17 protein-coding genes are annotated in these 13,686 nt (G+C 61.0%); 2 read left to right on the top strand and 15 right to left on the bottom strand.

The genetic code is table 11. The annotated features are described in order from the left end of the window. Positions 1-6: 6 nt before the first annotated feature. From queE to aspS, 13 genes are all read right to left on the bottom strand, one after another. A complete protein-coding gene (gene queE / locus ACX1DW_RS01935; RefSeq protein ID WP_458992656.1) occupies positions 7-648 on the bottom strand; it encodes a 7-carboxy-7-deazaguanine synthase QueE in 642 nt (213 codons plus the stop codon). A gap of 119 nt (positions 649-767) precedes the next feature. Continuing rightward, complete coding sequence (gene ybgF / locus ACX1DW_RS01930) at positions 768-1,580, bottom strand: tol-pal system protein YbgF (RefSeq protein ID WP_133456568.1); 813 nt, start codon at positions 1,578-1,580, stop codon at positions 768-770. Between the two features lie 6 nt (positions 1,581-1,586). Further along, a complete protein-coding gene (pal, locus tag ACX1DW_RS01925; protein ID WP_003292831.1) occupies positions 1,587-2,090 on the bottom strand; it encodes a peptidoglycan-associated lipoprotein Pal in 504 nt (167 codons plus the stop codon). Between the two features lie 46 nt (positions 2,091-2,136). Then, the gene (tolB, locus tag ACX1DW_RS01920; protein ID WP_063539765.1) at positions 2,137-3,438 is read right to left on the bottom strand and encodes a Tol-Pal system beta propeller repeat protein TolB; all 1,302 of its coding nucleotides are present in this window, start codon (positions 3,436-3,438) and stop codon (positions 2,137-2,139) included. Beyond that, entirely contained in the window at positions 3,435-4,433 is a 999-nt protein-coding gene (gene tolA, locus ACX1DW_RS01915) for a cell envelope integrity protein TolA (RefSeq protein WP_458992655.1), read from the bottom strand. Before tolA ends, tolB begins: the two co-directional genes overlap by 4 nt. Then, on the bottom strand, positions 4,433-4,873 hold the full coding sequence (gene tolR, locus ACX1DW_RS01910) for a protein TolR (RefSeq protein ID WP_458992654.1): 441 nt from the start codon (positions 4,871-4,873) through the stop codon (positions 4,433-4,435). The genes tolA and tolR overlap by 1 nt, the downstream gene beginning before the upstream one ends. 11 nt (positions 4,874-4,884) lie before the next feature. Further along, positions 4,885-5,577 (bottom strand): protein TolQ, encoded by a 693-nt coding sequence (gene tolQ, locus ACX1DW_RS01905; protein ID WP_045632329.1) that lies wholly within the window; start codon positions 5,575-5,577, stop codon positions 4,885-4,887. A 2-nt stretch (positions 5,578-5,579) separates the two neighbouring features. Beyond that, positions 5,580-6,023: a tol-pal system-associated acyl-CoA thioesterase gene (ybgC, locus tag ACX1DW_RS01900; protein WP_458992653.1), complete on the bottom strand. Its 444-nt coding sequence runs from the start codon at positions 6,021-6,023 to the stop codon at positions 5,580-5,582. 51 nt (positions 6,024-6,074) lie between these two features. Then, entirely contained in the window at positions 6,075-7,127 is a 1,053-nt protein-coding gene (gene ruvB, locus ACX1DW_RS01895; RefSeq protein ID WP_063539761.1) for a Holliday junction branch migration DNA helicase RuvB, read from the bottom strand. Between the two features lie 3 nt (positions 7,128-7,130). After that, positions 7,131-7,736 (bottom strand): Holliday junction branch migration protein RuvA, encoded by a 606-nt coding sequence (ruvA, locus tag ACX1DW_RS01890; protein WP_063539778.1) that lies wholly within the window; start codon positions 7,734-7,736, stop codon positions 7,131-7,133. 66 nt (positions 7,737-7,802) lie between these two features. After that, positions 7,803-8,327, bottom strand: a complete 525-nt coding sequence (gene ruvC / locus ACX1DW_RS01885) for a crossover junction endodeoxyribonuclease RuvC (protein ID WP_152481534.1) — start codon at positions 8,325-8,327, stop codon at positions 7,803-7,805. Between the two features lie 163 nt (positions 8,328-8,490). After that, positions 8,491-9,240 carry a YebC/PmpR family DNA-binding transcriptional regulator gene (locus tag ACX1DW_RS01880; RefSeq protein ID WP_152481535.1) on the bottom strand — a complete coding sequence of 250 codons (750 nt, stop codon included), beginning with the start codon at positions 9,238-9,240 and terminating at the stop codon, positions 8,491-8,493. A gap of 149 nt (positions 9,241-9,389) precedes the next feature. Next, positions 9,390-11,165, bottom strand: coding sequence for an aspartate--tRNA ligase (gene aspS, locus ACX1DW_RS01875; RefSeq protein WP_458992652.1), 1,776 nt, complete (start codon positions 11,163-11,165; stop codon positions 9,390-9,392). Between the two features lie 346 nt (positions 11,166-11,511). Between aspS and ACX1DW_RS01870 the strand changes: the two genes are divergently transcribed. Together ACX1DW_RS01870 and ACX1DW_RS01865 are read left to right on the top strand one after the other, a co-directional pair. Beyond that, positions 11,512-11,982, top strand: a complete 471-nt coding sequence (locus ACX1DW_RS01870) for a Dps family protein (protein ID WP_011913917.1) — start codon at positions 11,512-11,514, stop codon at positions 11,980-11,982. Positions 11,983-12,226: 244 nt separating this feature from the next. After that, positions 12,227-12,835: a cold-shock protein gene (locus tag ACX1DW_RS01865; RefSeq protein WP_272878167.1), complete on the top strand. Its 609-nt coding sequence runs from the start codon at positions 12,227-12,229 to the stop codon at positions 12,833-12,835. 43 nt (positions 12,836-12,878) lie between these two features. Here the strand turns inward: ACX1DW_RS01865 and ACX1DW_RS01860 are convergent, their stop codons facing one another. Both ACX1DW_RS01860 and ACX1DW_RS01855 read right to left on the bottom strand, forming a co-directional pair. Then, positions 12,879-13,085: a SlyX family protein gene (locus tag ACX1DW_RS01860; protein ID WP_014597223.1), complete on the bottom strand. Its 207-nt coding sequence runs from the start codon at positions 13,083-13,085 to the stop codon at positions 12,879-12,881. A 2-nt stretch (positions 13,086-13,087) separates the two neighbouring features. Beyond that, positions 13,088-13,510 carry an HIT family protein gene (locus ACX1DW_RS01855; protein ID WP_110776371.1) on the bottom strand — a complete coding sequence of 141 codons (423 nt, stop codon included), beginning with the start codon at positions 13,508-13,510 and terminating at the stop codon, positions 13,088-13,090. Positions 13,511-13,686: the final 176 nt, after the last annotated feature.

Genomic DNA, 13,686 nt, shown 5'->3' with positions numbered 1-13,686 from the left:
CCATGCTCAATGGCCAGGCGCATCGTTCCAGATGATCTTGTGCAGCTGCAGCTGCAGTCGCACCGGCAGATTGTCCGCAACGATCCAGTCCGCCAGCGCGCGTACATCGACCTGACCATGGCTTGGCGAGAACAGGACCTCACCGGCCCGGCGCTCCACCCCGAACTCGATCAACTTCGATACGGCCCAATCGTAGTCCTCACGGGAACAGATAACGAATTTGACCTGATCGTTACGGGTGAGGTGCGCGATGTTCTCGTAGCGGTTGCGTCCAACTTCCGCGGAGCCTGGCGTTTTCAGGTCAACCACTCGACTGACCCGCACATCCACTGCGGAGATATCCAGTGCACCACTGGTTTCCAATGACACGTCATAACCGGCATCGCAAAGCCGCTGCAGCAGCGGCACGCAGTTGGGCTGAGCCAGCGGCTCGCCACCGGTTACGCAGACGTAACGTGGATTGTACGAGGCGACACGCTCGACGATTGCATCGAGGGTCATGAGCTCTCCGCCACTGAACGCATAGGCGGTATCGCAGTACTGACAGCGCAGGGGACAGCCGGTCAGGCGAACGAACACCGTGGGCAGGCCACTGGTGCGCGTCTCCCCCTGCAGCGAGTAGAAAATCTCGGTAATTCGCAGGGTCATATCAGCCACGGGCGTGACGGCTAAACAGGCCATCCGCCTCCGTTGCGGGAAATAGGGGCGGCGATTCTAACGAAAAAACCCGCACTGTGGGCGGGTTTCGTTCGTTAACGCAGGCGAATTCAGCGATTGAGCTGGCGCTGTGCCAACTGCGCCGCGGACGTATTCGGGTACTGCGCGATGACCTGGCGCAAGATCCCCTGGGCCTTGTCGCGATTGCCCATGCGGATCTCGACATCGGCCAGCTTGTAAAGCGAGTCCGGCACCTTGCTGTGCTGCGGATAAGCCTGACTGACGCGGGCAAAAGCCTGGCCCGCACCCTGCAGATCGCCCTTGGCCAGATTGACTTCACCCAGCCAATACTGCGCGTTGCCAGCGTACTGACTCTCCGGATACTTGCGCAGGAATGCAGCGAAAGCCTGGCTGGCCTTGTCGAAGTCCTTTGCCTTGATCAGGTCGAATGCGGCGTCGTAATAGAGCTTCTCTTGCGCCGGATCACCCGAGGCGCTCTGCGACTGCCCGGACGAGGCAGTGGATGCACCGGCACCGCCCGCAGCCGACGGTTCGCGCGATGGCGCCGACTGATTACTGGACGCCGCCGGCCCGCTGGACAGGCGCCGATCAAGATCCTGATAACGTTCCAGCCCCTCTTGTTGCAGGCGCTGGATCTGATTCTGTTGTTCCTCGAGCATGCCGCGCAATTGCGCGATCTCTTCCTGCATCTGCTGCAGCTGCATGAAGAGCATGCCCTGCGCCGAAGATGGAGCAGCAGCTCCACCTCCGGCATAGGCACCGTCACCACTCGGCGCGGCCGTGGAATAACCGGAGCCGCCACTGGCGGCACCCTGTTCGTAATCCACAACCGGCACTTGAGCCACCGCCATCAGCGGCAGGCCGAGCACTGTAAAAGTCAGAGCGTGGCGGTACTTGCGCATGACGAATTACTTACGCAGTTCGACGCGGCGGTTCTGAGCCCAGGACTGCTCGTCGTTGCCCATGGCAACCGGACGCTCTTCGCCGTAGGAAACCAGTTCCAGCTGAGCCGGGGAAACGCCCTGCAGAACCAGGTAGCGCTGAACGGCCTTGGAACGACGCTCGCCCAGAGCCATGTTGTACTCACGAGTACCACGCTCGTCGGTGTGGCCTTCCAGAACGACGCGAGCGCCGTTGCCTTTCAGGTCCTTGGCGTGAACGTCCAGAGCGCGCATGGCTTCCGGCTTCAGGTCGGAGCTGTCGTACTCGAAGTAGAAGGTGGTGATGGCGCGCAGAGCGGCTTCTTCGCTCATGCTGCCGTCAACGGCACCGGAGTCAGCGCCGTAACCGGCATTCGGATCGATCGCGCCCGAACCTTCGCCAGAATCGTCGCCGCCCTTGGAGGAACAACCGACAGCAACAGCCATGGCCAGAGCCAGAGCGGTGAACTTACCGAATTTCAGCATTTCCATTTGTAACAACCCCAGGTGTGTTTTGGTTAAAAGCGTTGATACCGCATCAGTTCAGGTAAGGGGACCAGGACGGCTCACGGACTTCGCCCTGAGCAGTAGGAAGCGGGAGCCTAACGCGTCCATTGATGGACACGAGCATCAAGACTCCCCGGCCCTGCTGGCGGGTGGCGTAGATTAGCATGGTGCCATTAGGCGCAACAGTGGGCGACTCATCCAGACTGGTGTCCGAGAGTATGCGCAGATTGCCGCGCTGCAGGTCCTGCGCAGCGACCTTGAAATTGGTGTAACCGTCCTGGCGATGGATCATGACCAGCGTTTTCTCGTCAGCCGACAATTTCGGATTGGCGTTGTAGTTGCCAACAAACGTCACGCGCTCGGCCGAATTGCTACCCAACCGTTGCTTGTAGACTTGCGGCTTTCCGGCGCGATCGGACGTGAAGTAAATGGTCTGACCGTCAGCGCCCCAGAACGGTTCGGTGTCGATCGCATAATGATTGGTCAGGCGCTGCAGTTGGCGGGAGCCCAGATCCATCACATAAACTTCGGGATTGCCGTCTTTCGAGAGCACGAACGCCAGACGATTGCCATCCGGAGAGAACGCCGGTGCGCCATTCAGGCCTTCGAAGTTGGTGATCTGCTCGCGCCGACCGGTATCGATGTGCTGCACGAAAATACGCGGGCGCTTCTGCTCGAAGGACACATAAGCGATACGACGACCGTCCGGGGAATAACGCGGCGAAAGAATCGGCTCGCGCGATTGCAGCAGCGTCACCGCTCGCGCGCCGTCGTAGTCGGAGCGCTGCAGGGTATAGCGAGTGTTCGCCCCGCCCAGCCTCTCGACCGTCACATACAACAGGCGAGTGGAGAACGCGCCCTTGATGCCGGTCAGCTTCTCGAAGGCCTGATCCGCAGCGTGATGCGCCATGTCGCGCAGCTGGTCGGTGGCACCACCAACCGTCCCGCTCATGACCTGCTGCTCGGTGGCTACGTTGAACACTTCGTAGCGAACCTGCAAACGCCCACCCGCCGGCTCGATGTTGCCGACCATCACGTATTGCGCCCCAAGCGCTTTCCAGTCGCGATAGATGATCTCGCTACCGCGACTCGGCATGCTGATCATGTTCTGCCGCGGTATCGGCTGGAAGGTGCCGGAATTACGCAGGTCGTTGCCGATGATCTCGGCCATGTCTTCCGGCAAGACGGTTCCACCTTGCCAGCCGAACGGAACCACGGCGATCGGAATCGCCCGATCGGCACCACTGGTCACGACGATGTTTTTCTCCTGCGCCACTGCCATGCCTGCCAGGCAGCACAACAGGACAAGTAGACCTCGTAGGGAGTTGATCACAACGCAAGATCCTCAGGCGTGAATGTCATTTTGAATGATCGGTAGGGTTGGAATTCCTGCGGGCTGAGCCCTTGCATCTCAGTCAACCTGCCGATGTTCTTCACCGCGGCGACCGCGGAGTTGTCAAACGGTACGTCCCCGCTCGAGCGTGAAACACTGACATTAGTGATGGTGCCATCGGGCAGCATGTTGACCTGCAGCTGAACAGTCATGTTGTTGCGTGCCGAAGGTGGCCTGCTCCACCCCTCCGCAGCACGTATTTTGATCAAGTCATCGTAATTGCCGGAAGTCTGATCGCCTTGCGTATCGGCCAATGCCTGCTCGCGCTCGGTAGTATCCGACAGCAGCTCGGCAAGCGCCTGCGCCTTCTTGTCTTCTGCAGCCTTGCGCGCCGCCTCGGCTGCGGCCTTTTTCTTCGCCTCTTCAGCGGCTTTTTTCTTGGCCGCCTCGGCTGCTGCCTTTTTCTTGGCCTCTTCCGCCGCCTTCTTCTTCGCTTCTTCGGCAGCCTTTCTCTTCGCTTCTTCAGCGGCTTTTTTCTTGGCAGCCTCCTCGGCAGCCTTTTTCTTGGCAATCTCGGCCTGCTTTTGCTGCTCGGCTTTCTTGGCCGCTTCGGCCTTCTTCGCCGCAGCCGCCTTTTCGGCCGCTGCTTTCGCCGCCTGGGCCTTTCGAGCCTCCTCGGCCTTCTTTTGTTCCGCAGCGCGAGCGGCCGCCTGCTTTTCCTGCTCGACCTTGCGCTGTTCCATCTGCTCGGTTTCGAACTGCTTGGCAGCCGTCTTCTTCGCTTCGCCGGCAATTTTCTGGTTAGTCTGCGTGGTCGCCTGACTTTGCGATTTGAGCTGATATAGCGTCGCCTGCACGATCGGCTTCGACGGAGGCAGCTCAGGTGTCATGGAAAAACTGATGAACAGCATGCCAAAGATGAGGACATGCAGGCCGACCGCAAGCACGGTCGGCCAGAAGTAGCTCTGCGAGGGCGAAGAGTCGCGCTGCTGCATCAAGGTGCCTCGGTGATCAGGCCGACGTTACCCACGCCGGCCTCCTGCAAGCCACCCATGGCAGCCATCACCGCACCGTAATCGACGGCGCGGTCTCCACGAATGAACACCTGGGTATCCGGACGCTGACGCATGATCGCCACGACCGCGCGAGTCATGTCTTCCAGCGCAACCGCTTCGTTACCCTTGCTCTCGGTATCGACTTCGCTGCCGACGTTCCAGTAATAGGTCTTGTCGGCCTTGATGGAGATGGTCAGCACCTGCTTGTCGTTGTCCTGCGGCAAGGCCTCACTGCTGACCTTGGGCAGATCGACCTTGACGCCCTGGCTGAGCATCGGCGCCGTCACCATGAAGATGACCAGCAGCACCAGCATCACGTCGATGTAGGGCACCACGTTCATCTCGGCGACGGGCTTGCGTCTGTTGCGGATTCTGGCCATGGCCGTGGGCCTCAGTCTTCGGTGGTGTGAACTTTACGGTGCAGGATGGCCTGGAACTCATCGGCGAAGGTGTAGTAACGGCCGATGAGCATCTCGCCACGAGCCGAGAAGCGGTTGTAGGCAATCACCGCCGGAATTGCGGCGAACAGACCGATTGCCGTGGCGATCAGGGCTTCGGCGATACCGGGCGCGACAGTGGCCAGCGTCGCCTGCTGCACCTGAGCCAATCCACGGAAGGAATTCATGATGCCCCAGACGGTACCGAACAGACCGATATAGGGGCTGGTGGAGCCGACAGTGGCGAGGAACGGCAGGCTCTGTTCTAGCTTTTCCTCTTCGCGGGAAATGGCGACACGCATGGCGCGGTTGACACCATCCATCACGGCATCCGGGTCTACGCCCTGCTGCTGGCGCAGGCGCGAGAACTCCTTGAAACCGGCACGAAAGATCTGCTCGACACCCGAATCGGGGTCGGGATTGCTGCCAGCCTGGCGATACAGCTTGGACAGGTCGATACCCGACCAAAAGCGCTCTTCGAAGGCGTCCAGTGATCGCTTCGCAGCGCGCAGCATGTTGCCGCGCTGGAAAATCAGGATCCATGAGGTCACCGAAGCGGCCACCAGGATCAGCATGACCAGCTGGACCACGAAGCTGGCATTGCTGATCAGGCTCCACATGGACATATGATCGACGTTGGCTTCCACGCTTACTCTCCTGCAGGGGATAGACCCGAGCCGGCGAAGGCAGCACGAAGCGCCTCGGGGATGGCTCGGGGTTTCAAACTTTCGGCACGTACACAGGCCACTAGGACCTGCCCTTCACACAGCAGAACATCATCGACCGCACGCCGGACCTGCTGACGGAAACGCAGGCTGGCACGGGTAAGCTCGACCACCTCGGCGCTCACCAGCAGTTCATCATCCAGGCGCGCCGGCGCTCGATAACGCGCCTCGACAGAATGCACGACGAACAGCAAGTCCTCACCGACAAGCTGCGACTGGGCGAATCCCAGGCTGCGCAACCGCTCGGTACGAGCTCGCTCCATGAATTTGAGGTAGTTGACGTAATAGACGATACCGCCCGCATCGGTGTCCTCGTAATAGACTCGACAGCGGTGGGTGAAGATTTCAGCTCCGGCTTGCGCGCGCATACTAGTGCTCGGCCCTGTAAATGCCAATCGGGTAACAGAACAATATTTTCTTCAAACCATGTCGCCGTCGAACAAGTCCGGCGTCGGCGTCTCATTCATGCGTTTGGGCAGATTGAGGCCGAAGTGCAGGTAGGCATGGCGTGTCACTACGCGACCGCGCGGGGTGCGCATGATGTAGCCCTGCTGGATCAGGTACGGCTCGAGCACATCCTCGATGGTGTGTCGCTCCTCGCTGATTGCCGCAGCAAGACTGTCGATACCCACTGGACCGCCGTCGAACTTCTCGATCAACGTCAGCAGCAGGCGCCGGTCCTGATGATCGAAGCCACGCTCGTCGACATCCAGCATGTTCAGCGCCAGGTCGGCGATCTGCCGGGTGATCTCGCCCTTGCCGCGCACCTGGGCGAAGTCGCGGACACGGCGTAGCAGGCGATTGGCGATCCGCGGCGTGCCGCGCGCACGACGGGCGATTTCGAAAGCGCCCTCCGGCTCGGTGGGCAGGCCGAGGATACCGGCCGACCGGCTGACGATCGTCGCCAGATCCTCGGTGGAGTAGAACTCCAGGCGCTGGACGATACCGAAGCGGTCGCGCAGTGGATTGGTCAGCATGCCGGCACGGGTCGTGGCGCCGACCAGGGTGAAGGGCGGCAGATCGAGCTTGATCGAACGCGCCGCCGGCCCCTCGCCGATCATGATGTCGAGCTGAAAGTCTTCCATCGCCGGGTACAACACCTCTTCGACGATCGGCGAGAGGCGATGGATCTCGTCGACGAACAGCACGTCACCGGCTTCCAGGTTCGTCAGCAAAGCGGCCAGGTCGCCCGGCCGCTCGAGGACAGGACCAGAAGTACTCTTGATCGACACGCCCATTTCTTCGGCAATGATGTTCGCCAGGGTGGTCTTGCCCAACCCGGGCGGACCGAAGATCAGAGTATGGTCGAGCGCCTCCTGGCGCCCTTTCGCGGCGCGGATGAATAGATCCATCTGCTCGCGCACGACCGGCTGGCCGATGTATTCCGCCAGCCGCAGGGGGCGAATGGCGCGATCCAGCTGCTCATCACGCTCGCGACTGCTGGCCGTGACGATACGATCCGCTTCGATCATGATTTACACCATCCCCTTGAGGGCGCGGCGGATCATTTCTTCACTGCTCAAATTCTCTTCCTGTATGGCGGCCACTGCCCGGCTGGCCTCCTGAGGCTTGAAGCCCAGGGAGATCAAAGCGCTGACCGCATCATTCTCGGCGCTTGAGACTGCCGTTTTGCTGCCAGGTTCAACTACCAACGGGGCAATTGCCGGCATGCTTTCCCAGGCCTTGAAACGGTCCTTCAGTTCGACCAGCAGTCGCTCGGCGGTCTTCTTGCCTACCCCGGGAATGCGCACCAGCACCGAGGTATCCTGCGCCTGGACGCAACGCACCAGCTCGTCGACTTCCAACCCCGACATCAACGCCAACGCCAGCTTGGGTCCGACCCCGTTCAAACGGATCAGCTCGCGGAACAGCTCACGCTCGCGCTTCTCGGCGAACCCGTAAAGCAGCTGCGCATCCTCGCGCACCACCAGATGGGTGTGCAGGGTCACTGGCTCGCCGACCGCCGGTAGGCGATACAGAGTGGTCATAGGGACTTCGACTTCATAGCCGATGCCGTTGACGTCGAGAATCATGTGGGGCGGTTGCTTCTCCGCCAAGGTGCCGCGCAAACGTCCGATCAAACTCGTTTCCTCCACGACTTGGGCGAGTGCCGAAGCCATCGAATTATTCCCGCCAGCAAAATACGGCTACAGCCGCAGCCGCCCGCCTCGCCGCCTGGCACCGATCAACCCGTGCGGGACCAGGCTTTGCCGGTGGTGCGCATGGCACAGGGCAATGGCCAAGGCGTCCGACGCATCGAGCTGCGGCTTTTCCAGCAGCTTGAGCAGGTGCATGACCATCATCTGCACCTGCTGTTTGTCCGCGCCGCCAGTGCCCGCGATGGCCTGTTTGACTTGCGTCGCAGTGTACTCGGCGATCTGCAGGCCCGCCTCGGCTCCCGCAACGATGGCAGCACCCCGGGCCTGACCCAGCTTGAGCGCCGAATCGGCATTACGGGCCATGAACACCTGCTCGATGCCCATGGTCACCGGCCCGTAGGTGCGAATCACCTCGCTCACCCCACTAAACACGGCACGCAAGCGCTCAGACAGCTCTCCACTACCCGTTCGAATGCAGCCCGAGGCGACGTACTCGCAACCGCGGCCGGTGTCGCGCACGACGCCGTAACCGGTAATCCGAGAGCCGGGATCGATACCTAAAATCAGCGTCATGCCCTTGGCCGTGCTGTCTATTTATCCAGTGGCGAGTATACGGAGGCACCTGCCGCGACGCCACCGGCGGCATCACATCCAGTTGCTCGACTGGCATTGCCCCGGCCCATAAAAAAAACCGGAAGTGCGGCTGCGACCTCCGGTTTTCATTCGCCGACGCGACTCAGCCCAATTGCTGCATGATCTCGTCGGAGATTTCGGCGTTGTGATAAACGTTCTGCACGTCATCCAGATCTTCCAGCGCATCGATCAGGCGCAGAACCTTCTGCGCGGTCTCGACATCGGTGATCGGCGCCGTGATCGACGGGATCATCGCCACCTCCGCCTCGTCACCCTTGAAGCCGGCCTCGGTCAGTGCCTCGTTGACCGAGAGAAAATCGGAAAAGCTGGTATAGACCTCGACCGAGCCGTCTTCCTGAGCGACCACGTCGTCGGCACCGGCTTCCAGCGCCGCTTCCATCAGCGCGTCCTCGTCGACATCCGGCGCATAGCTGATCTGTCCCTTTCGATCGAACATGTAGGCCACCGAACCGTCAGTACCGAGGTTGCCACCGTTCTTGCTAAAGGCATGGCGCACTTCGGCAGCGGTGCGGTTGCGGTTGTCGGTCATGGCCTCAATGATGATTGCCACACCACTCGGTGCGTATCCCTCGTAGCTCAGCTCGGTCATGTTGTCGGCTTCGTTCGAGCCGGCACCGCGAGCGATTGCGCGATCGATGACGTCGCGCGACATGTTGGCCGTCAGCGCCTTGTCCACAGCCAGGCGCAGGCGCGGATTATCCGCCGGCACACCGCCGCCGTGCTTGGCCGCCACGGTCAGTTCGCGGATCAGCTTGGTGAAGATCTTGCCCCGCTTGGCGTCCTGGCGCTCTTTGCGGTGCTTGATATTGGCCCATTTGGAATGACCAGCCATAACTCACTCCATTCTTCGACTGAATCAGAAATCCGATAGCCATCACGCCCGCCGCTGTATCGCTGGCCGGGAACGGCTATCGCCGTAACGTCTGCACGGCCGGAGCCGCAAGACGAAGAAGCCTGGCATGACCAGGCTTCGGGTAGCGCTTATTCCGCCTTTGGCTGCTCGCGCAGACGGATGTGCAGGTCGCGCAATGCCTTGTTGTCCACCGCACCCGGCGCCTGGGTCATGACGTCCGCAGCACTCTGGGTTTTCGGGAAGGCGATGACTTCGCGAATCGACTGCGCGCCGGTCATCAGCATGACCAGACGATCCAGGCCGAAGGCCAGACCGCCATGCGGCGGCGCACCGAACTTCAGCGCATCGAGCAGAAAGCCGAACTTCTCTTCCTGCTCGGTCTCGTCGATGCCGAGAATGCGGAATACCGCCTGCTGCATTTCCTTGCGATGGATGCGGATGGAGCCGCCGCCCAGCTCGGTACCGTTGAGCACCATGTCGTAGGCGCGCGACAGCGCAGCGCTGGGGTTGGCTTCCAGCTCCTGCGGCGAGCACTTCGGCGCCGTGAACGGATGATGCAGCGCGGACAGCGAGCCGTCGTCATTTTCCTCGAACATCGGGAAGTCGACCACCCACAGCGGCGCCCAGTCGCAGGTCAGCAGCTTGAGGTCATGGCCGAGCTTGATGCGCAGCGCGCCCAGCGCCTCGGAGACGATCTTGGCCTTGTCGGCACCAAAGAAGACGATATCGCCATCGACCGCACCGACGCGATCGAGGATGACGTTGAGGTTGTCTTCCGGAATGAACTTGACGATCGGCGACTGCAGGCCCTCGACGCCCTTGGCGCGCTCGTTGACCTTGATGTAGGCCAGGCCCTTGGCGCCATAGATACCGACGAACTTGGTGTAGTCGTCGATCTGGCTGCGCGGCATGCTTGCGGCACCCGGCACCCGAAGGGCGGCCACGCGACCTTTCGGATCATTGGCCGGACCGGAGAATACCTTGAACTCGACTGTACTGAGCTGATCGGCAACATCCACCAGCTCGAGCGGGATGCGCAGGTCCGGCTTGTCCGAGCCATAGCGGCGCATGGCCTCTTCGAACGGCATGTGCGGGAATTCGCCGAATTCCAGATCCAGCACTTCCTTGAACAGCTTGCGGATCATCCCTTCGGTGATACCGATGATGTCCGCCTCGTCGAGGAAGCTGGTCTCGATATCGATCTGAGTGAACTCGGGCTGACGATCGGCACGCAGGTCTTCGTCGCGGAAACACTTGGCGATCTGATAGTAGCGATCGAAGCCGGCCACCATGAGCAGCTGCTTGAACAGCTGCGGCGATTGCGGCAGGGCGAAGAAGTTGCCGGCATGGGTGCGGCTCGGCACCAGATAGTCGCGAGCACCCTCGGGCGTCGGGCGACCGAGGATCGGCGTTTCGACATCGAGGAAGCCGTTCTCGTCCAGGTAGCGACGGATGCTGGCGGTGATGCGCGAGCGCAGCTTCAGCTTCTCGGCCATCTCCGGGCGACGCAGGTCAATGAAGCGGTAGCGCAGACGAGTTTCTTCACCGACATCGCTGTACTCGTTGAGCGGGAACGGCGGAGTCTCCGCATCGTTCAGCACTTCCAGCTCGTAACCCAACACCTCGATGGCGCCGGAAGCGATGTTCGGGTTCACCGCACCGGCCGGACGCAGGCGCACCTTGCCGGTCACCTTGATCACGTACTCGCTGCGCACGCGGTCTGCCGCGGCGAAGGTCTCGGCACGATCCGGATCGAAGACCAGCTGGGCCAGACCCTCACGATCGCGAACGTCGAGGAAGATCACCCCGCCATGGTCACGACGGCGATGTACCCAGCCGCAAAGAGTGATTTCCTGACCGTCCAGGCTTTCGTTCAATTGGCCGCAATAGTGGCTGCGCATCATGGTGAGGTTCGCTTCTCGTATCTTGAATTCGATGGGGCGCCAGAGCTGGGACCGGCTAATGGCGCCGTCACTGCTCTGCGCAAGCGGCTGTACCGTATGCGATACCGCCTAGGGCGCCAGGCGCTGCAGCACATGCTGATGCTGCCAGGCACAAGCGCGGGATTATATCGACATAATCACCGCGGCGCAGCCGTTGCCCTCACCGGCAGCCCATCAGGCCGGTCATGGAACCCAGAATCGGTCGACGCCTTCCAACCATGAGCATCGGACCAGAAACCTATCGCTTCACAACAGCGCGTCGTTTTCTGGCATAACTAAGGCCTGAACCATCCACCAGGAGAAACACATGGAAATCAACATTGGCATCGCCGAACAGGATCGTGCAGCTATCGCCGAAGGGCTGTCCCGCCTGCTTGCCGACACCTACACGCTTTACCTGAAGACCCACAACTTTCACTGGAACGTGACGGGGCCGATGTTCAACACGCTTCATACCATGTTCGAGACCCAGTACACCGAACTGGCTGTCGCGGTCGACGATATCGCCGAGCGCATCCGCACCCTCGGCTTTCCGGCGCCCGGCACCTATGCCGCCTACGCCCGCCTGAGCTCGATCAAGGAAGAGGAAGGCGTTCCGTCGGCCGAGGAAATGATCAAACTGCTGGTTGAAGGCCAGGAAGCGGTAGTCCGCACCGCGCGAGGCATTTTCCCGCTGCTGGACAAGGTCAATGACGAGCCCACCGCGGACCTGCTGACCCAGCGCATGCAAAGCCACGAAAAGACGGCCTGGATGCTCCGCAGCCTCCTGTCGGCATAATTTTTCACGACAGGGCACTTGCGTGCCCTGTCCCCACATCCGACATGCGCTCTCTATGCGACGCAGCCCCGCGCCGCACGCTCATTTGAGCCCCCTTCGCCTTTGCTGTTAAATACGCCGCGCTGCAAGCCAGCCCGCGCGGTTCCTCCAGAGCAGTTTCAGCCCTGAGCGAACAACGTTTACCACGAGCATCCTGGCCTGCGGCTTCTTCCTGTCGTGTTATTAACCGTGAGCCATACCAAGAATGCTTAAGATCGTTCATGTCCTGGCGGGCGTCATTGCCCTGCTTTTGTCATTTGTACCCAGTCTACGCGGCGGAATGCCGCTTCTCCTGCAGCCCGACGCCTTGTGCCTGCTGATGCTCGGCCTGCTGAACGCCCAGTTCGCTCCTTCTGCCAAACTGGACGACAGCCGAACCCGCCCGGTCATCATCGCCACATCGGCACTCCTACTGGTCGCCATTGCCCTGCAAGCAACCATCCTGCTCGCCCCCTTTCCGCAGATCGCAGGCCAGCCGGCCACCCTCGCCAGCCTCTTGCTCGCCCTGATTGCCGTCCTGCTCCACCTTGCCACGCCTCAGGAACGCCCGACAAAGGTAAAACCCGCGCACCAGAAAGCGAGCCCCCTGCCGGCAGCCGGGCGCGAATCGGGCACCGTGAAGTGGTTCAACACATCGAAGGGATTCGGCTTTATTTCCCGGGATAGCGGTGACGATGTATTCGTGCACTTTCGCGCAATTCGCGGCGAGGGCCACCGCATTCTCGTGGAAGGCCAGCGCGTGGAATTCACTATCATGATGCGTGACAAGGGCCTGCAGGCCGAGGATGTCGTCACCGTAGATTCGGCCCGCTGAGACGGTCCCCGCGAGCGAGACCAGCCAATCTCGCTCGCAATAATTAATAGTGAGGCGGCGGTGCCTCATCTTCGCCCGCATCCAGCGAGCTCTGCATTTCCTCCTGCCGTCTCGCCAGCGCACCCAACTGAAGTTGCAGACGTTCCACCAGCCGCTGCTGCTCGACCAGCACATCGTTGAGCGTCTGAATGGTGTCATCCTGAAAGGCCAACCGCGCCTCCAGGTCTGTTACACGAGACTCCAGATCCATCATCATTCCTCGAAACGAAAATCGCCGGTAAGTACCAACCGCAGCTTTTCCCTGATCGCCGCTACCTGACCCTCGGTATAGGGTTGCGCCGGCTGCTTGCCCCAAACAGGCGCCGGCCAGGCCGCATCGTCCCGACGCCTGGCGATGACGTGCATATGTAGTTGTGCAACTACATTACCGAGCGCGGCGACATTCATTTTGTCCGCACCGAAGGTATCCTTGACGGTTTCGGCCAGCGCAGTGGTTTCTCGCCACAGCGCCTGCTGGTCGACCGGATCGAGCTGAAACAACTCGCTTATCTCCTCACGCCGCGGAACCAGAATGAACCACAGATAATGAGCGTCGTTCATCAACAGCAGCCGGCACAGCGGGAAGTCCCCGAGCGGCAGGGTGTCCTGCTCCAAACGTGAATCGAGAACGAACATGACACTCCCCTTCGACCTGATTGTGAAGCAGTGCGGGACTGCACTACCCGAACACTCAGAAGCATACTCCAGACAGGAAAGCTAACAACCCTGACCTGCCTGCGCGAAGATGGGGCCGCACCATCAGAACATGCACTCTGAGAGTGCAACAGCGCTGCACTGGATGCCATGAAGCG

The organism is Stutzerimonas sp. KH-1 (assembly GCF_054483855.1).
The sequence above is the reverse complement of the archived record's forward strand: the minus strand, read 5'-3'. Positions and strand labels throughout refer to the sequence as shown.